The organism is Actinobacillus porcitonsillarum (genome assembly GCF_003101015.1).
GTDB lineage: Bacteria > Pseudomonadota > Gammaproteobacteria > Enterobacterales > Pasteurellaceae > Haemophilus_A > Haemophilus_A porcitonsillarum.
Genome location: NZ_CP029206.1, coordinates 90204 through 109038, shown reverse-complemented (window position 1 = coordinate 109038; position 18835 = coordinate 90204). Strand labels below are relative to the sequence as shown.

23 protein-coding genes are annotated in these 18835 nt (G+C 40.4%); 13 read left to right on the top strand and 10 right to left on the bottom strand.

Features of this window, described 5'->3' with window-relative positions:
* Positions 1-84: 84 nt before the first annotated feature.
* From gnd to rluB, 3 genes are all read left to right on the top strand, one after another.
* Positions 85-1539: a decarboxylating NADP(+)-dependent phosphogluconate dehydrogenase gene (gnd, locus tag DDU33_RS00590; RefSeq protein WP_108922466.1), complete on the top strand. Its 1455-nt coding sequence runs from the start codon at positions 85-87 to the stop codon at positions 1537-1539.
* 126 nt (positions 1540-1665) lie between these two features.
* A complete protein-coding gene (locus DDU33_RS00585) occupies positions 1666-2283 on the top strand; it encodes an L-threonylcarbamoyladenylate synthase (protein ID WP_005821187.1) in 618 nt (205 codons plus the stop codon).
* A gap of 56 nt (positions 2284-2339) precedes the next feature.
* The gene (gene rluB / locus DDU33_RS00580; RefSeq protein ID WP_108922464.1) at positions 2340-3362 is read left to right on the top strand and encodes a 23S rRNA pseudouridine(2605) synthase RluB; all 1023 of its coding nucleotides are present in this window, start codon (positions 2340-2342) and stop codon (positions 3360-3362) included.
* Between the two features lie 199 nt (positions 3363-3561).
* Here rluB and rplI read toward each other — a convergent pair whose 3' ends face one another.
* From rplI to rpsF, 4 genes are read right to left on the bottom strand one after another with little or no spacing between them, the layout of a single operon-like run.
* Complete coding sequence (gene rplI / locus DDU33_RS00575) at positions 3562-4011, bottom strand: 50S ribosomal protein L9 (RefSeq protein WP_108922462.1); 450 nt, start codon at positions 4009-4011, stop codon at positions 3562-3564.
* A gap of 18 nt (positions 4012-4029) precedes the next feature.
* Complete coding sequence (gene rpsR, locus DDU33_RS00570; RefSeq protein WP_005705387.1) at positions 4030-4257, bottom strand: 30S ribosomal protein S18; 228 nt, start codon at positions 4255-4257, stop codon at positions 4030-4032.
* Positions 4232-4579: a primosomal replication protein N gene (gene priB / locus DDU33_RS00565; RefSeq protein ID WP_005821182.1), complete on the bottom strand. Its 348-nt coding sequence runs from the start codon at positions 4577-4579 to the stop codon at positions 4232-4234. Before priB ends, rpsR begins: the two co-directional genes overlap by 26 nt.
* A 2-nt stretch (positions 4580-4581) precedes the next feature.
* Positions 4582-4953, bottom strand: coding sequence for a 30S ribosomal protein S6 (gene rpsF / locus DDU33_RS00560; RefSeq protein WP_005821180.1), 372 nt, complete (start codon positions 4951-4953; stop codon positions 4582-4584).
* A 214-nt stretch (positions 4954-5167) separates the two neighbouring features.
* Between rpsF and purD the strand changes: the two genes are divergently transcribed.
* The 6 genes from purD (at position 5168) to DDU33_RS00530 (ending at position 9744) form a co-directional block, all read left to right on the top strand.
* Positions 5168-6460 carry a phosphoribosylamine--glycine ligase gene (gene purD, locus DDU33_RS00555; RefSeq protein ID WP_108922460.1) on the top strand — a complete coding sequence of 431 codons (1293 nt, stop codon included), beginning with the start codon at positions 5168-5170 and terminating at the stop codon, positions 6458-6460.
* 276 nt (positions 6461-6736) lie between these two features.
* Positions 6737-7066 (top strand): YbaB/EbfC family nucleoid-associated protein, encoded by a 330-nt coding sequence (locus DDU33_RS00550; protein ID WP_005821176.1) that lies wholly within the window; start codon positions 6737-6739, stop codon positions 7064-7066.
* Positions 7067-7118: 52 nt separating this feature from the next.
* Positions 7119-7724, top strand: coding sequence for a recombination mediator RecR (gene recR / locus DDU33_RS00545; protein WP_005821174.1), 606 nt, complete (start codon positions 7119-7121; stop codon positions 7722-7724).
* Between the two features lie 78 nt (positions 7725-7802).
* Positions 7803-8129, top strand: a complete 327-nt coding sequence (grxD, locus tag DDU33_RS00540; protein WP_005822619.1) for a Grx4 family monothiol glutaredoxin — start codon at positions 7803-7805, stop codon at positions 8127-8129.
* 138 nt (positions 8130-8267) lie between these two features.
* On the top strand, positions 8268-9320 hold the full coding sequence (locus DDU33_RS00535; protein ID WP_294088528.1) for a branched-chain amino acid aminotransferase: 1053 nt from the start codon (positions 8268-8270) through the stop codon (positions 9318-9320).
* Between the two features lie 79 nt (positions 9321-9399).
* Complete coding sequence (locus DDU33_RS00530) at positions 9400-9744, top strand: RidA family protein (RefSeq protein ID WP_005821168.1); 345 nt, start codon at positions 9400-9402, stop codon at positions 9742-9744.
* A 39-nt stretch (positions 9745-9783) separates the two neighbouring features.
* On the opposite strand, the gene DDU33_RS00525 is transcribed toward DDU33_RS00530, so the two are convergent.
* Together DDU33_RS00525 and cysB are read right to left on the bottom strand one after the other, a co-directional pair.
* Positions 9784-10428 carry a hypothetical protein gene (locus tag DDU33_RS00525; protein WP_005821166.1) on the bottom strand — a complete coding sequence of 215 codons (645 nt, stop codon included), beginning with the start codon at positions 10426-10428 and terminating at the stop codon, positions 9784-9786.
* An 8-nt stretch (positions 10429-10436) separates the two neighbouring features.
* Positions 10437-11420, bottom strand: coding sequence for an HTH-type transcriptional regulator CysB (gene cysB, locus DDU33_RS00520; RefSeq protein ID WP_108922458.1), 984 nt, complete (start codon positions 11418-11420; stop codon positions 10437-10439).
* Between the two features lie 168 nt (positions 11421-11588).
* On the opposite strand from cysB, the gene rsgA reads away from it, so the two are divergent.
* The 4 genes from rsgA to DDU33_RS00500 are packed head-to-tail and all read left to right on the top strand — an operon-like array spanning position 11589 to position 13966.
* Positions 11589-12626, top strand: coding sequence for a small ribosomal subunit biogenesis GTPase RsgA (gene rsgA / locus DDU33_RS00515; RefSeq protein WP_005821163.1), 1038 nt, complete (start codon positions 11589-11591; stop codon positions 12624-12626).
* Positions 12623-13213, top strand: a complete 591-nt coding sequence (rnhB, locus tag DDU33_RS00510) for a ribonuclease HII (RefSeq protein ID WP_108922456.1) — start codon at positions 12623-12625, stop codon at positions 13211-13213. Before rsgA ends, rnhB begins: the two co-directional genes overlap by 4 nt.
* A gap of 25 nt (positions 13214-13238) precedes the next feature.
* Positions 13239-13601, top strand: a complete 363-nt coding sequence (locus DDU33_RS00505; protein ID WP_108922454.1) for an HIT domain-containing protein — start codon at positions 13239-13241, stop codon at positions 13599-13601.
* Positions 13601-13966 carry a YcfL family putative periplasmic lipoprotein gene (locus DDU33_RS00500; protein WP_108922451.1) on the top strand — a complete coding sequence of 122 codons (366 nt, stop codon included), beginning with the start codon at positions 13601-13603 and terminating at the stop codon, positions 13964-13966. Before DDU33_RS00505 ends, DDU33_RS00500 begins: the two co-directional genes overlap by 1 nt.
* Positions 13967-14013: 47 nt before the next feature.
* On the opposite strand, the gene tyrA is transcribed toward DDU33_RS00500, so the two are convergent.
* From tyrA to DDU33_RS00480, 4 genes are all read right to left on the bottom strand, one after another.
* Complete coding sequence (gene tyrA / locus DDU33_RS00495) at positions 14014-15132, bottom strand: bifunctional chorismate mutase/prephenate dehydrogenase (RefSeq protein ID WP_108922449.1); 1119 nt, start codon at positions 15130-15132, stop codon at positions 14014-14016.
* An 11-nt stretch (positions 15133-15143) separates the two neighbouring features.
* Positions 15144-16217 carry a 3-deoxy-7-phosphoheptulonate synthase gene (locus DDU33_RS00490; protein ID WP_108922447.1) on the bottom strand — a complete coding sequence of 358 codons (1074 nt, stop codon included), beginning with the start codon at positions 16215-16217 and terminating at the stop codon, positions 15144-15146.
* 41 nt (positions 16218-16258) lie between these two features.
* Positions 16259-17302: a glycosyltransferase family 9 protein gene (locus tag DDU33_RS00485; protein ID WP_108922445.1), complete on the bottom strand. Its 1044-nt coding sequence runs from the start codon at positions 17300-17302 to the stop codon at positions 16259-16261.
* 90 nt (positions 17303-17392) lie between these two features.
* The gene (locus tag DDU33_RS00480; protein WP_208620299.1) at positions 17393-18796 is read right to left on the bottom strand and encodes a DegQ family serine endoprotease; all 1404 of its coding nucleotides are present in this window, start codon (positions 18794-18796) and stop codon (positions 17393-17395) included.
* Positions 18797-18835 lie beyond the last annotated feature (39 nt).

Genomic DNA, 18835 nt, shown 5'->3' with positions numbered 1-18835 from the left:
TTCTTAATAAGTACAAGCGGACAAATTTTCAAAAAATTTTGTAAATCCAACCGCTTGCAGAATTCAAACCAACAGGAGAACAAAATGTCAGTAAAAGGCGATATCGGCGTTATCGGTTTAGCGGTAATGGGTCAGAACCTTATTTTAAATATGAACGACAACGGCTTTAAAGTCGTGGCGTATAACCGTACCACATCAAAAGTGGACGAGTTTTTAGAAGGTGCGGCGAAAGGTACGAACATTATCGGGGCGTATTCTTTAGAAGATTTAGCCGCGAAATTAGAAAAACCACGCAAAGTGATGTTAATGGTGCGTGCAGGTGAAGTGGTTGATCAATTTATTGATGCATTATTACCACACTTAGAAGAAGGCGACATCATCATTGATGGTGGTAACTCAAACTACCCAGATACCAACCGCCGTGTGAAAGCGTTAGCGGAAAAAGGCATTCGCTTTATCGGTTCGGGTGTATCGGGCGGTGAAGAAGGGGCGCGTCACGGGCCTTCTATTATGCCGGGCGGTAACGAAGAAGCTTGGCAATATGTGAAACCGATTTTCCAAGCGATTTCAGCGAAAACCGACAAAGACGAGCCTTGCTGTGACTGGGTGGGCAAGGAAGGTGCTGGTCATTTCGTGAAAATGGTACACAACGGTATTGAATACGGCGATATGCAGTTAATCTGTGAAGCTTACCAGTTCTTAAAAGACGGTTTAGGTTTAAGCTATGATGAAATGCAAGCAATCTTTGCTGAATGGAAAAAAACTGAACTTGACAGCTATCTGATTGATATTACAACGGATATTTTAGGTTACAAAGACACAGATGGCACGCCGTTAGTGGAAAAAATCCTTGATACCGCAGGTCAAAAAGGTACAGGTAAATGGACGGGGATCAACGCATTAGATTTCGGTATTCCATTAACCTTAATCACCGAGTCAGTGTTTGCTCGCTGTGTATCTTCATTCAAAGATCAACGTGTTGCCGCCTCTAAATTATTCAACAAAACTATCGGCAAAGTTGAAGGCGACAAACAAGTTTGGATAGAAGCGGTGCGTAAAGCGTTATTAGCATCAAAAATTATCTCTTACGCACAAGGCTTTATGCTTATTCGTGAAGCGTCTGAAAACTTCGGTTGGGACATCAACTACGGTGCAACCGCATTGTTATGGCGTGAAGGTTGTATCATTCGTAGCCGCTTCTTAGGCAACATTCGTGATGCCTACGAAGCGAACCCGGATTTAATCTTCTTAGGGTCAGATGCGTACTTCAAAGGCATTTTAGAAAACGCATTAAGCGACTGGCGTAAAGTGGTAGCGAAATCTATCGAAGTGGGTATCCCGATGCCTTGTATGGCAAGTGCGATTACCTTCTTAGACGGTTACACTTCTGAGCGAGTGCCTGCAAACTTACTGCAAGCACAACGTGACTACTTCGGTGCACACACTTACGAGCGTACCGACAAACCTCGTGGCGAGTTCTTCCACACCAACTGGACGGGACGTGGTGGGAATACAGCATCGACCACTTATGATGTGTAGTTTTATCTCTTAACTTCATTTACGCCTTTTTGATTTTCTTTCAGAAAGGCGTTTATTTTTTAAGTAGAATTGCTCTGGATAATGTATAATAACAGTCTCTGTTTTCTTTATCCATTACGCAAAATAATGAGCCAATTTTTCTATATTCACCCTGATAACCCACAGCCTCGCTTAATTAACCAAGCGGTCGAAATTATCAAAAATGATGGTGTTATTGTTTATCCGACCGATTCCGGTTATGCCTTGGGTTGTGCGATAGGAAATAAATCGGCAATGGAACGCATTGTCAAAATTCGAAAATTGCCTGAAAATCATAACTTTACGTTGGTTTGCAGCGATTTATCGGAATTGTCTAATTATGCAATGGTTAGCAATCAAGCCTATCGTTTAATTAAAAATAACGTGCCAAATCCCTACACCTTTATTTTGCCGGCAACAAAAGACGTGCCTCGCCGTTTATTAACGAAGCGCAAAACCATCGGGATCCGAGTGCCACAAAATGAAATTGCATTAGCCCTCATTTCTGCATTAGGCGAACCGATTTTATCTTGCTCATTAATGCTACCGGATGAAGAAATCACACAATCAGATCCGGAGGCAATTCGAGATCTGTTAGAACGTCAAGTTGATCTGATTATTCACGGAGGATATTTGGGCGCAGAGCCAACCACTGTGATTGATTTGACAGACGACAGCCCGGTCATTATTCGTGAAGGATCGGGCGATTTAACCCCATTTTTATAGGCAGATATTCTGCCTTTGATTATCGACGCTTGTGAAAGCGACAATAGGAATACTAAATGAAAACTTTTCAAACCAAACAAACAACGAAATCGACAGTTGCGAATAAAAATCCTCGCCTTGCTGAACGTAATGAACAGCGAGCCGCTCGTCCAACCTCTAAACCGCTTGTTGTAAAAAAATCAACAAAACCGACCGCTTCTCCTGTCTCAAATGAAAAGAAAGAGAAAGTTGTTGGCGAAAAATTACAGAAAATTTTGGCTCGTGCAGGGCAAGGTTCTCGTCGTGAATTAGAAGAAATTATCGCCGCAGGACGTGTGAGCGTGGATGGTAAAATAGCTTCTCTTGGCGACCGTGTTCAAGTGAGTTCTGCAACCAAAATCCGTATTGATGGTCATTTGATTAACCTGATCCCAACGCAAAAAGAGATTTGCCGAGTGTTAATGTATTACAAACCGGAAGGCGAACTTTGTACCCGTTCAGATCCAGAAGGGCGAGCAACAGTTTTCGACCGCTTACCTCGTTTAACGGGGTCGCGCTGGGTTGCGGTGGGGCGTTTAGATATCAACACTTCAGGGCTACTGCTTTTCACAACTGATGGCGAATTAGCTAACCGTTTAATGCACCCAAGCCGTGAAGTTGAGCGTGAATATTCTGTGCGTGTTTTTGGTAATGTTGATGAGGCGATGCTTCAGCGTTTACGCAAAGGCGTGCAATTAGAAGATGGTCCTGCAAACTTTAAACAAATTAAAGCGGTGGGCGGCACAGGGATTAACCAATGGTTTGATGTGACTTTAACCGAAGGACGTAATCGTGAAGTGCGCCGTTTATGGGAGTCGCAAGGCGTTGAAGTGAGCCGTTTGATCCGCATTCGCTATGGCAATATCAAACTGGAAAAAAGTTTACCACGTGGCGGTTGGGAAGAAATGGGCTTAGAACAGGTAAACTATTTGCGTGAGTTGGTTGGTTTGCCGGCAGAAACGGAAACGAAGGTAGATGTTACAAAAAATCGCCGCCGCACCAATGTTCGCCAAATTCGTAAAGCGGTAAAACAACACGCCAAATATCGTTCGAAAGCTTAGAACAAGTATTTAATGGAATAGTAGGGAGCCATATTGGTGTCCCTATTTTATTATAGCTAGACTTTGTCTAATTATAATAAAAAAGAGTTAGTAATAATTAAACTTAAATAATTATTACCAACTCTTTGTCCTATAAACATATAAAATATGAAAAAGATTAACTATTTTGTCTTATATGCTTTTCAGAATAAAATCAATATTATTCAGTAACAACGTTTACAGTAATTACTGCATTCACTTCAGGGTGTAAATGAACTTTAACTGCGTGTTCACCAGTTGTACGAAGTGGACCTTCACCTAAACGAACTTCAGCTTTCACTAACTCAACACCTGCTGCAGTTACTGCATCAGCGATGTCTTTCGCGCTGATAGAACCGAATAAACGACCATCATCACCTGCTGTTGCAGTTACTGATACCGCTGCAATTTCAGCAATTTTCGCTGCACGCGCTTGTGCTGCTGATAATGCTGCTGCTGCTTTCGCTTCTAATTCTGCACGACGAGCTTCGAAGTGAGCGATGTTTGCTGCTGTTGCCATAACTGCTTTACCTTGTGGGATTAAGAAGTTACGTGCAAAGCCTGATTTAACTGTTACTTGGTCGCCCACAGAACCTAAGTGAGCAACTTTATCTAATAAAATAACTTGCATTGTACTCGACCTCTCTAATTACTGATGGTTGTCAGTGTATGGAAGTAACGCAAGGTAGCGAGCGCGTTTGATTGCACGAGCTAATTGACGTTGATACTTCGCACGAGTACCAGTGATACGGCTAGGAACAATCTTGCCGTTTTCAGAAATGTAGTTCTTTAATGTAGCGATATCTTTGTAATCGATTTCAACAACATTTTCCGCTGTGAAACGGCAGAACTTACGACGACGGAAATAACGTGCCATTTGGCTTCTCCTGATCTATAAATTCAATTCGTTCGGCATGTAAGACTAATTGGTTTAATCCATTATAATCTTTGTGTGAATGTAAAAAACCTTCTACACTCACTTGTTTGCCGAGATTTATTTGTTGGGTTATTAAACTAAATTGATTACCGTTTAAGACAACTTGAATCTTGCACCATACTCGACGTTCTAAACCGGCTTCGATTTGTTTAGATTGATGCTCTAACCAAAACGAGCTATTTAAAATACCCAAAGGGCTTCGATTTTGTTTTAAGGCACTAACAATTTGCCCTGTTAATTTTAAACGATTTTCAATCGGCAAAATTATTCGCCTGCTTCTTCTTCCACTTCAACTACGATGTCTGAAGCTTTGCTTTCTTTTGCTTTCACCATTGGTGATGCTTCAGTAACTGCAGCTTTAGTGTGAACGATTAAGTTACGAAGAACTGCATCGTTATAACGGAAGTTAGTTTCTAACTCATCGATTACACTTTGAGGTGCTTCTACATTCATTAACACATAGTGTGCTTTGTGAAGTTTGTTGATTGGGTATGCTAATTGACGGCGACCCCAATCTTCTAAGCGATGAATTTGACCGCCAGCATCTTTAATTGATGCAGTATAACGTTCAATCATTGCTGGTACTTGTTCGCTTTGGTCTGGATGAACCATAAAAACGATTTCGTAGTGACGCATTGTTGATCCTTACGGGTTTAACAGCCTCCAACTTTAGCCAGTCACCAACTTGTGGAAGCAAGGATTAAAAAACAGATGTGACTGAACGAGCGAATTATACACACTTAAAACGCTTTTTCAAGCAGAATATGCCTTATTTTTCCACTATTCCTTTTAGTTTAAATATAGTAAAATTACGCAATCGTTTGCTTTTAGGTTTTTATAGGAAATTTCAATGAATATTTTAATTATTGGTAACGGTGGTCGTGAACATGCTCTTGCGTGGAAAGTACGTCAATCTCCATTAGCGAGCAAAGTTTTTGTTGCGCCGGGTAATGCAGGAACAGCGCTTGAAGAAGGGATTGAAAATGTGGCGATTTCAGCAACAGACGTGCCGGCGTTAGTCAAATTTGCCCAACAAAATGCAATTGGGCTAACCATTGTTGGACCTGAAGCACCATTAGTGGTTGGTGTGGTTGATGCCTTCCGTGCTGCCGGCTTAAAAATTTTTGGTCCAACACAAGCCGCAGCACAATTAGAAGGGTCAAAAGCCTTTACCAAAGATTTCTTAGCTCGTCACAACATTCCTACCGCTGAATATCAAAACTTTACAGAGGTTGAGCCGGCACTTGCCTATTTACGCCAAAAAGGTGCGCCTATTGTAATTAAAGCCGATGGCTTAGCTGCAGGAAAAGGTGTGATTGTGGCAATGACCTTGCAAGAAGCGGAAGATGCCGTCAAAGATATGCTTTCCGGTAATGCTTTTGGCGAAGCGGGAAGCCGCGTGGTTATTGAAGAGTTTTTAGATGGCGAAGAAGCTAGCTTTATTGTGATGGTTGATGGAAAGAATGTCGAACCCATGGCAACCAGCCAAGATCATAAACGTGTTGGCGAAGGCGATAAAGGCTTAAATACCGGTGGTATGGGGGCTTACTCGCCTGCGCCAGTGGTTACAGCCGACATTCATCAACGAGTGATGGAAGAAATTATTTACCCGACTGTACGAGGTATGGCGAGCGAAAATAATGAATATACGGGCTTTCTTTACGCTGGTTTAATGATTATGCCGAATGGACAGCCGAAAGTGATTGAATTTAACTGCCGTTTTGGCGATCCTGAAACCCAGCCGATTATGTTGCGTTTAGAGTCAGATTTAGTGGAACTTTGCCTTAAAGCGTGTGATGGCAAACTAGATGAAATCCAGTCAAAATGGTGTGCGCAAGCGGCTTTAGGTATTGTTTTAGCCGCTGAGGGCTATCCAGCTGATTATCGTAAAGGCGATGAAATTACAGGACTTCCAACAGAAAATCGTGCGGATGAAAAAGTTTTTCTTGCCGGAGTGGAACAAAAAGAAGGTAAATTACTCACTAACGGTGGACGAGTACTCTGTGCGACTGCATTAGGCGCAACGGTTTTTGAAGCACAGCAAAAAGCCTTAAAATTGGCAGAGCAAATTCAATGGCAAGGGCGTTTTTATCGCCGAGACATTGGCTATCGAGCCGTGGCTCGTGAGCAAAGTGGACGCTAATTCCATTGCAAAAAATTACAGTATTATGTAGCACTTGTACAAACATTAAATGTTTTCGTAGGGGCGGGGTTTATCCCCGCTCGAATCTTATTCGAACATCAGGGCTTACGGGTGGGGATAAACCCCACCCCTACATAAATTTTCCTAAAATTGATTTTTGTGCAACGGCTACATAACATCGAAAAATAGGGCAAATTTAACCGCTTGCCTAAAGTTAGACGGTTCAGTAAAATGAGCCGTTTATTTTTATCATCAAAATGCAATGAGGAATTGATTATGTTTGGAAAAGGTGGCTTAGGCGGCTTAATGAAGCAAGCTCAACAAATGCAAGAAAAAATGCAAAAAATGCAAGAAGAGATTGCTCAATTAGAAGTAACAGGCGAATCAGGCGCCGGTTTAGTGAAAGTAACCATCAATGGGGCGCACAACTGCCGCCGTATTGAAATCGATCCATCTTTAATGGAAGATGATAAAGAGATGGTAGAAGATTTAGTGGCTGCTGCATTTAATGATGCCGTTCGCCGTGCAGAAGAATTGCAAAAAGAAAAAATGGCAAGTGTAACTGCAGGTTTAAATCTCCCTGCCGGTATGAAATTCCCTTTCTAATCTCAGATAACGGACGCCAAAAGCGTCCTTATTTTCTTTTATCTTCGAATATATGCAAAGTAGTCCTTTACTCGAAAACTTAATGGAAGCCTTACGAGCCTTACCGGGCGTGGGTCCAAAATCGGCACAACGTATGGCATACCATCTTTTACAGCGTAATCGCTCAGGCGGTGTCAATTTATCAAAGGCGTTAAATGAGGCAATGACACATATCGGACATTGTCAATCTTGCCGTACATTTACGGAGGAAGAGGAATGTAACATTTGTCGCAATCCTCGCCGTCAAATGAGCGGGCAGCTTTGTGTGGTTGAAATGCCTGAAGATATTCAGGCGATTGAGCAAACCGGGCAATTTTCAGGGCGCTATTTTGTGTTAATGGGGCATTTATCGCCGATTGATGGTGTTGGGCCTCGTGAAATCGGTTTGGATCTGCTTCAACAGCGTTTAGAAAATGAGTCTTTCCATGAAGTTATTTTAGCGACTAACCCAACTATTGAAGGCGATGCCACTGCAAATTATATTGCTGAAATCTGCCGTATTTATAATGTGAAAGCCACTCGTATTGCGCACGGCGTGCCTGTTGGCGGTTCTTTAGAAACCGTTGACGGAACGACCCTTTCTCACTCCTTTGCCGGACGGCGAGATATTGATCTTTAACATTATTTTTTAATCATTTGATAAAATCTGATATAATTATTCAACTATTTACTTATCCTTTACTCCCTAGAGGTCATTATGGAAACTATTGATAAAATCAAAAAACAAATTAGCGAAAACCCAATTCTTCTTTATATGAAAGGTTCGCCAAAATTCCCTTCTTGCGGTTTCTCTGCTCGTGCAGTAGAAGCGGTAATTAACTGCCAAGTGCCGTTTGGTTATGTTGATATTTTAGCAAATCCGGATATTCGTGCTGAATTGCCAAAATTTGCTAACTGGCCAACTTTCCCACAATTATGGGTAGAAGGCGAGTTAATCGGTGGCTGTGATATCATGTTAGAAATGGCGCAAAAAGGCGAATTACAAGCACTTTTAAAAGAAGTTGCTGCTCGTCATCCGGCTTAAATCAAATCTAACCCCAAGTAATACTTGGGGTTTTCTGCTTAATAAGCGGTCATATTTAGAAAATTTTTTACAAATTTCCATTTCTCCCCTACATTCCGCCGCTTTTTTGGCTTAAAATGCCAAAATTCATTGACAACAATAAAGGACACAACAATGGCTTTAAAAGATTTAGATTGGGCAAATTTAGGCTTCTCATATATTAAAACAGATTACCGTTTCATTGCACGTTGGAAAGACGGCAAATGGGACGAAGGCGAATTAACGACGGACAATACGCTACACATTCACGAAGGTTCAACCGCATTACATTATGGTCAGCAATGCTTCGAAGGCTTAAAAGCTTACCGCTGTAAAGATGGTTCGATTAACTTATTCCGTCCTTATGAGAATGCGAAACGTATGGCTCGTACAGCTGAGCGTTTATTGATGGCAAAAGTGCCGGAAGAATTATTCGTTCGTGCTTGTAAAGAAGTGGTAAAAGCAAACCAAGATTGGCTTGGTCCTTACGGTTCAGGTGCGACCCTTTACTTACGTCCGTTTTTAATTGGTGTTGGCGAAAACATCGGTGTAAAACCTGCACCGGAGTATATTTTCTCTGTTTTCTGCTGTCCGGTTGGTGCTTATTTTAAAGGTGGTTTAGCACCATCAAACTTCATTACTACACAATACGACCGTGCTGCACCAATGGGAACCGGTGGTGTAAAAGTAGGGGGTAACTATGCCGCAAGTTTATTACCTCACGAATTAGCTGCAGAAGAAGGCACAGCAACACGTAAATTTGCTGATGCAATTTATTTAGATCCAAAAACTCACACAAAAATTGAAGAAGTGGGCGCAGCAAACTTCTTTGGAATCACTAAAGATAATAAATTCATCACACCGGCATCAGAGTCGATTTTACCAAGTATCACGAAATACTCTTTATTGCATATTGCCAAAGAACGCTTAGGTATGGAAACGATCGAAGGCGATGTTTATATTGATCAACTTGATCAATTTGCCGAAGCCGGTGCTTGTGGTACCGCAGCAGTGATTACGCCGGTGGGCGGTATTCAACACAATGGCAACTTCCACGTATTCTATTCTGAAACGGAAGTAGGGCCGGTAACTAAACGCTTATATGCGGAATTAACCGGTATTCAGTTTGGTGATGTTGAAGCGCCTGAAGGCTGGATTGTGAAAGTCGAGTAATCTTATTTTAGGTAAACAAGCGGTAATTTTTGCTAAAAAAATTACCGCTTGTTGTCATATAAAAAGGAAGGAAAAATCAATGATTCAACGTATTGATGTGAGTAAACGTTTTTCGGAAGTGGCAGTACATAACGGTGTTGCGTACTTAGCCGGGCAGGTGCCAACTGATGCGAGCCAAGACGCTTACCACCAAACTCAGCAAGTTTTAAGCGAAATCGATAAATTTTTAGCGAAAGCCGGCACAGATAAAAGCAAAATCCTGATGGCAACTGTTTATCTTGCTAATATGGGCGATTATGCGGAAATGAACCGAGCGTGGGATGAATGGGTAGCAGAAAATAATGCACCGCCAAGAGCTGCTGTCGAGGCTCGTTTAGCGGATGCGAATTGGAAAGTCGAAATTGTCGTAACAGCGGCAGTTTAATTATGTCATTCCCTCTCCCTTGGGAAGAGGGGAAATTTACTATTTCACAAAACTATCAAACGTTAATTCGTAATTATCGCCATCACGATTATAGGAAATATAACGAGGGAACTTTTCACCTTGATATTTCTTTACGGTAATAAATTTATTATCGTTTGTTTTAAATTTATAAGTGATTTCTTGATAACTTTGTCCATCCACTTTAACCGCTTTTTGTGATGTTTGTAACTTCACATTTTCCGTTGGGTATAATTTTTTCCCGTTTGTTGTTTGGAAACTGTTTGGTAAACGGTCGTAATAACTGAGCTGGAATGCGGTCGTAAAAAGGTCAAATGTTGGCATTGTGATCGCTTCTTCTTTTAATGGCTCTTTCGCTTTTCCATATTTTACTGTTTTCGAATCAATTTCCGCTAAAGCATAGGTTTTGCCATTACGGCTATCACGATAACTTAGCATATTAAATTGCCCGTTTCGCTCAGTGCCTTTTGCCGTGAAAATAATATTGTAAAGCGGTACATTAATTTTAGATTGGATTTGGTATTGCCCATTGCCATTACTAAAATTCACATACGCCGGCATTAGATAATTTGAGCTGTATTTGATATTAAAAGTTTCCGCATAAGCGGTTGAAATTAGCGTAGAAATTGCAAATAAAGTCGCTAAGGCCTTTGTCATAAATTTCATATTCTTTCCTATCTTTCGGTTAATTGAGTGTGCTCAAACAAGCGCAAAATTGCCGTGTTATCTCGCAATTGCTCTGCTTTTTCCACTTGCATTTTAGTTAAATGCGGAGAGAAAAAGTTAATAAAATCATACATATAGTTACGTAAGAAAATACCTCGTTTAAAGGCAATTTGTGTCATACTTGATTGGAATAAATGACTTGCGTTAATCGCAACTAAATCACTATCCATATCAGTATGCGCCATTGATGCCATAATGCCCACGCCTAATCCAATACGAACATAGGTTTTAATCACATCGGCATCGGTTGCGGTAAACACGATGTTTGGTAAAATCCCAACTTTGTTAAAGGCTTTATCCAAATCAGATTGCCCGGTAAAACCAAAGGTATAGGTAATTAAATCGTATTTACCTAGCTCTTCGACAGTAAGTAGGTGCGGTTGGTTCGCATATTTTGCTAAAGGATGATCAGGTTTGACAATAACTGAGCGATTCCACATGTAGCATGGTAATAAAATTGCCTCTTCAAATAAGTACTGAGCTTCAGTAGTAATGGCTAAATCCACTTCGCCTGCCATTAATGCATCATAAATTTGCGTTGGCGATCCTTGATGAAGGTGTAAGCTCACATTAGGGTATTTGGCTTTAAATTGTTCAATCACTTTCGGGAGAACATAACGTGCTTGTGTATTTGGGCTTGCGATACGTAATACGCCACTATTCGGACGGGTTTGTTCTTCTGCAACCGCACGGATGCTTTGAGCTTTGACTAATAATTCTCGGGCAATGGAAATAATTTTTTCCCCAGCCGGTGTAAGCCCTTTGATATGTTTGCCGTTACGCTCAAAAATATTGATCCCAAGTTCACTTTCTAGCAGTCGAACTTGCTTACTGATCCCTGGTTGTGATGTGTATAAAGACTCTGCGGCTTCCGTGATATTTAAATTTTGATTTACAATTTCAACAATATAACGAAGTTGTTGTAATTTCATATCTTTTCCTTAAAAAGGGGCGTTGTTATTTCTTTATGGTATAAGAAAAGGTCTAGAAATACTAGTATTGAGCAACGATTTTCGTCCTCTATTCCTAATATATTTCCATTGGCTATTACGTGAAATTTTAGTATCCTAACACTCAATTTTATTGATGAGAGAAGCCCTTTGAGCAAACGAAGATTAACCCAAAACCAACAACGCCGTATCCAATCTAACCATCATAAACGTATTTCAAAAAAAGAATTTGAATGGCAAGATGAGATGTTAGGTGAGATTCAACAAGGTGTTGTGGTAACCCGCCACGCTAAACACGCAGATGTGGAAACAAGTAACGGTGAGATTTATCGCTGTAATTTACGCCGAACCCTTAAAAACGTTGTTGTGGGCGATAATGTTTCTTGGCGTTTAGGTAGTGAGCAATTACAAGGCATTAGCGGTGTAATTGAGGCTGTTTATCCACGTAAAAATGAGCTAAGCCGCCCGGATTATTATGATGGCATAAAAGTGATGGCATCTAATATCGATCAAATTATTATTGTCTCTGCGGTTCTGCCGACTTTATCGTTGAATATTATTGATCGTTATTTAGTCATTTGTGAAACGGCTCAAATTCCTGCGCTCATTGTGTTAAATAAAGTCGATTTACTCTCGGAAGAAGAACGACAAGCGGTCAAAAAACAGTTAGCGATTTACGAACGTATCGGGTATGAGACGTTGATGTTATCAGCAGATACCGGCGAGAATATGGATCAACTACATCGCTATTTACAAAAAGGAACCTCGATTTTTGTTGGGCAATCCGGTGTTGGAAAATCAAGTCTTATCAATCAGCTATTACCTGAAGTTAATGCATTAACAGGTGCGGTGAGTGATGTTTCAGGTCTAGGACAGCATACCACTACCGCTTCTCGACTCTATCATTTACCGCTTGGAGGCAATCTGATTGACTCCCCCGGTATTCGTGAGTTTGGATTATGGCATTTAGAGCCTAATCAAATTACGCTAGGTTATCGAGAGTTTCAAACTGTGCTTGGGACTTGCAAATTCCGAGATTGTAAACATGGCTCGGATCCTGGTTGCGCCCTCCGTGAAGCTGTAGAGAAAGGCGAAATCGACCCTATCCGTTTTGAAAATTATCATCGGTTAATTGAAAGCCGCCAAGAAAGCAAAAGCCAACGTCATTTTCGTATGGAGGATCTGTGACAGCATTTATTTATCCTAACGCCAAATTGATTGCCGGAGTCGATGAAGTGGGGCGAGGTCCATTAGTGGGGGCTGTGGTAACTGCAGCGGTTATTCTTGATCCCAATAATCCGATTGAAGGGCTTACTGATTCTAAAAAACTTTCGGAAAAAAAACGGTTAAAATTAGCGGAAGAAATTAAAGCCAAAGCGCTAAGTTGGTCATTAGGGCGAGCTGAGCCAGAAGAAATTGATCAACTCAACATTCTTCATGCTACGATGCTTGCGATGCAACGTGCAGTGGAGGGATTACATATTCAACCAAATTTCGTTCTGGTTGATGGGAATCGCATTCCTACATTAAGCATGCCTGCTCAAGCAGTAGTTAAAGGCGATAGTTTGGTGCAAGAAATTAGCGCGGCCTCTATTCTTGCCAAAGTAGCTCGTGATTTAGAAATGGATGAGTTAGATAAGCAATTTCCTGAATATGGTTTTGCCAAACATAAAGGCTATCCAACTAAACTTCATTTTGAAAAATTAACCGAACTCGGTGCAACGCCTTTTCATCGTAAAAGTTTTGCACCGGTCGCTCGTTGCTTAGCAAAATAATTTTCTATTTTAAGAGGACAACATCATGACAGAAAAACAATACCAAGAAACGATTTTCAGTAAAATCATTCGTAAAGAGATCCCTGCAAATATCGTATATCAAGACGAGCTTGTGACCGCTTTTCGTGATATTTCGCCCCAAGCAGCCGTACATATTTTAATTATTCCAAATAAATTCATCCCAACGGTAAATCATGTGACAGAAGAAGATGAAAAAACATTAGGGCGTTTATTTACGGCGGCAGCCAAAATTGCAAAAGAGGAAGGCATTGCGGAAGACGGTTACCGTTTGATTGTGAACTGTAATGCACATGGGGGCCAAGAAGTTTTCCATATTCATATGCATTTAGTCGGTGGTGAACCTTTAGGCAAAATGTTGAGTAAATAATGATGTTTAAATGGGTACCCTTTGCAATTTTTTCACTTTTTTTGACCGCTTGTGGGAATAATCCGCAAAGCTACATTACGGGCAAATCAGAACCGATTGTGAACATTGATGCCGCCATCAACCCTTACATTGAAATCAATGCAAAATCTGATTCTCTCTCCGTAAAGAACGTAAGCCAACATCCGCTACAAATGGTGTATAAACTCTTTTGGTATGATAAGTTGGGCGTATCGCAATCTAACGATATCGAAGAGTTAGGAAAAAATTGGCAATCACTTTGGCTAAATGCGCAAGAGAAGCAGAATATTTCACTAGTAAAACCGACAATAGAAAGTGAGAATTATCGTATATATATTAAGAAGTAAGCGTAGGGATTTAATGCCTACTATATTTTATAGCGGTATAAGCATGATTAACGTCTAAAATCATGAGCCTGTTGAAGCAGGTTTCGGCTTTCTTTTAAGAACAGTTCAGAATATTCCCCGAACCAATGATGGACTTCATCAAAAGCCTCGATAAAGCCTGCTTTATTATTTTGCTCAAAATACTTCAAACTTTCTTCAAAGGTTTCTTTAAGCGACTGAATGACTGATAAATTTTCTGGTTTATCTGAAATAATATCGGCATACAGTCCACCATCTTGTGCAAATAGACGTCCAATCATCGCTAGCTCTAAACGGTAAATAGGTGAAGATAACGCTAAAAGTTGCGATAATTTCACAGGTTGGCGCGATAAATGTAATCCAAATGCAAACGTTGAAAAATGGCGGAGTGCTTGAATGTAGGTCATACAGTGATCGTGTTCGTGTGCATCGATGACCTCAATTTTTGCTCCCCAAATTTTAATTTGCTCAATAAGCCATTCATATTCGCTAGAAAAACGTCCGTGGCAACAAACGACAATCTGTTTTGCCATACTTGCAATATCAGGCCCGAACATAGGGTGTAAACCAACAACAGGTCCGCTATGCACTTCTAGCATTTTCTCTAAAGGTTGCGCTTTTACGGAGGTAAGATCGGCTAGGATCATTTTTTCCGTTAAGTAAGGTGCTAATCGCTCTATGATTTCAAGAGTTTTATTGATCGGCACACAGACAATAACAAGATTTGCACCACTAATAATTTGCTCGGCGTTCCCCCAATCTTGGCTACCTAATGCTTCAACTTGGTAGCCAGATAGTGTTAAAAAACGAGCAAATAAGCCACCTAATTTCCCTTTACCGCCAACGATAACAATTTTACGAACCTGCGGATTAACCGTTTTAAATCCGTGTTTGTTTTCATTAGCGTAAGACTCTCGCATTACTCGGCGTAATACATCTTCAATTAAATCTGCTGGTACACCTTGTTTTTCAGCTTCTTCTCGGCGAGCTTTGATCATCGCACTTTCACGATCAGGTGCATAAACAGGTATGCCGTGCTCCGATTTGACTTTGCCCACTTCGGCAACTAATTTTAGACGTTCGGCGAATAACTGAATGAGTTGTTGATCAACCTGATCAATTTTTTCTCGTAAAGGGTTAAGTGGCATTGTGGTGTCTCTTATTTATCAAGTTGTCTTAATTTTTCAGCAAAATGGGTTAATAATGTTTCTGTGGTATCCCAATCAATACATGCATCGGTAATCGATACGCCGTATTTCATTTGTTCAAAAGGTTGTTCAGAAGATTGATTACCTGCATTTAAGTGGCTTTCAATCATTAAACCGATAATAGATTTGTTTCCGGCAAGCAATTGTTCTAAGGCATTTTCGGCAACTAATGGTTGGCGAGTATAATCTTTATTTGAATTCCCGTGGCTACAATCGATCATAATCGCTTCCGCTAAATTTGCTTTATGTAAGCTCTGTTCACACTCTTCTACGAACGGTTTTTCGTAGTTAGGCGTTTTACCTCCACGTAAAATCACGTGGCAGTTTTCATTTCCTTTAGTTTTTAAAAGGGTAACTTGCCCTTCTTGGTTCATACCGATAAAGCTATGGCTTTCGGCAGCCGCTTTCATTGCATTGATCGCTACCCCTAAACCACCATCGGTACCATTTTTAAAGCCTACTGCCATTGATAAACCGGACGCCAATTCACGGTGCGTTTGCGACTCTGTCGTTCTAGCTCCAATTGCAGCCCAACTAAATAAATCCATAATATATTGTGGTGTCATTGGGTCGAGTGCTTCTGTGGCAAGTGGTAAGCCTAATTCAGCTAAATCTAAACAAAGTTTACGTCCGACACGTAATCCTTTTTCAATATCAAAAGTGCCGTCAATGTTAGGATCGTTGATTAATCCTTTCCAACCAACAGTGGTTCTAGGTTTCTCAAAGTAAACACGCATAACCAAGTAAAGTTGATCTTTTACTTTATCGCTTAATGTTTTTAATTTTTGAGCGTATTCAATGGCTGCTTTAGGATCGTGAATAGAGCAAGGTCCAATCACGATCAACTTGCGGTGATCACGTTTGTGAATAATATCGGCAATTTCTTGACGCGATGTTTCAATTTGTTTACGCAGATGAGAAGGTAGTGGCAGTTCAGCTTTTAATTCAGCGGGCGTAAGCAATACTTTTTCATCGGTAATATTAACGTTGTGAATGCTATCTTGATTAACGACTTGTGCGTTCATTTTTCTTTCCTGTTGTGTAAAATAAATAATACACTCGTAATTTACAGATTTACACCTAAAATATCAACTACTTTTTTCTTAACTTGTTCAACAGAAATGCGAGCCATCAATTTTTCATTATTTTTACTACGCGCTTTTGTTGCCCAAGGGAGTTGGTCCCAGCTTTTTCCATAATACTCTTTTACGGCTTCATCATATACGGAGATCACATTTTGTTGATCGTTATAAGGTGCGGTACGGCGTGGATTATGAATGACATAAAGCCCGATAACCGGAGTACCCTGAATACTGGCAATGTGAGCGGCGCCGGTATCCGGAGAAATAACGAGATCGGCTTTATCTAATAATGCCGCAAGCTGTTTTAATGTGGTTTTCCCTGCAAGATTGGTACATTGTGGGGCTTGCTCTGCAATGTAAGCGGTCATTTTTAATTCATTTTTTGCAGGCGACCCGACTAAAATCACATTAACATTTTGTGCTGATAGCCATTTTGCGATTTCAGCATAACGTTCAGGTAACCAATCTTTTTCAGCTTTACTTGAGCAGGGAGAAATCACAACATTTTTACGGTTATCGTCTAGAAATTGCTGTGAATATGCACGATCTTCGGCAGAAATAGGTAATGTCCAATGTGGTGTTAAATCTGTTACACCAATCGCTTTGGCAAACATCATTTGCCCATCGAGTACGTGAGGAGAAGCGGTTGTATCTACTTTTTCATTGGTAAAAAGCCATTGTAGTTCCCTTGCTCTATCTCGATTAAAGCCAACTTTCCGCTTAGCTTTAATTCCGATAGAAAGTAACGAAGCACGAAAAGCAGTTTGCATATTTAATAAAAAATCAAACCGCTTGTGTGCGAGCTTTTTCCAGATTGTAAAGATTTCTTTCCAACCATTTTTTTTATCGTAAGGCACAAGCGTTACATTTGCCAATCCTTGCATTAAATTGGCTTCTGTTTTGCCGATAATCCAGGTAATTGCAGCATCGGGATATTGGCGTTGAATTGCTTGGACAACTGCAAGAGTATGGCATACATCGCCTATCGCAGATAAGCGTAAAATACAAATCGATAAAGGTGTTTTCATGTGACATTATGAAAGAGTGAAGAAAATGTTGCCATTATAGAAGATAAATAAGAAAAAAAGCACAACAGATGTTGTGCTTTAATCGATTAATTATTGGATAAGTAAGAAGAAATTAGAACCATCACGGAAAATATTAAGTGCAATCGCTGAAGGTTTTGCCTCAAGCACTTTGCGTAAATCGCTCATATTTTCAATACTGTGGCGGTTGATGCCAACAATCACATCGCCTTTTTTCAAGCCACGCATTTCTGCTTGTGAACCTTTTTCGACTTTAGTGATTTCAACACCTTTAAACCCTTTATCACTATAATTACTGTACTCCGCCCCTTTTAATGCCGGTAATAAATCTTTGGCTGCAACAGTACTGCCTGAATCGGCTTGTAAAGTGACTTTTGTTTTTTCTTCTTTACCATTACGTAGATATGTTAATTCAATCTCTTTGCCAACACCGGTTGTTGCCACTTTCGCACGTAACTCACTAAAGCTACGGAGTTTTTGACCATTAAGTGCGGTAATAACGTCACCTGCTTTTAAACCTGCTTTAGCTGCTGCTGAATCAGGTAAAACTGCGCTGACAAAAGCACCTTGTTGAGCATCAATGCTGAATTCTTTAGCAAGATCTGCGTTTAATTCGCCCCCTTTAATGCCTAACATACCGCGTTTAACCTCGCCGAATTCAATAATTTGTTGAACAAGGTTATTTGCCATATTAGATGGAATCGCAAATGCAATACCTGCATTGCCACCACTTGGCGAAATGATTGCAGTGTTGATACCGATGAGTTCCCCTTTTAAGTTAATTAACGGACCACCTGAGTTACCTTGGTTTACCGCTGCATCGGTTTGAATATAGTTTTGGTAGCCATCATCGGTTGTTCCTGTGGAACGACCTAAGGCAGAAATAATCCCCGATGTTACGGTTTGACCTAAACCGAATGGGTTACCAATAGCTACGCTAAAATCGCCCACTCGTAATTTATCTGAATCTGCAAATTTGAGTTCTGTAAGATTTTTCGGTTCTTCAATTTGGACTAAAGCCACATCAGAAAGCGGATCTGCACCCACTAATTTTGCTTTAAATTCACGTCCATCTTCTAATTTAATGGTAATTTTATCTGCATCTTTAATCACGTGGTTGTTTGTGATCACATAGCCTTTCTCAGCATTGATAATTGCCCCTGAGCCAATTCCACGGAAGTTACGCGGAGCAGAGCGTTGATCGCCAAACATATCTCCGAAGAAAAATTCAAATTCTTCTGGAATATCTCTCATTCTTCTATCTGATTGTTCTTCTTTTGTTTTACCTTCAACAGAAATGCTGACAACAGCAGGACGTACTTTATCTAACATGTCTGCTAAAGATGGAGTTTCTTGTTGGCTACTTGCTGAAATAAAAGGTAGATTGATTTCAGCTTGTGCTGTCATTGGCATAGATGCCATGCCCATACCTAATACGAAAGCGGCAATGATTGATTTTTTCATTGTTTTCATTATTTGTTCCTTAATTTTTATATATGAAAATGTCTATTGCGA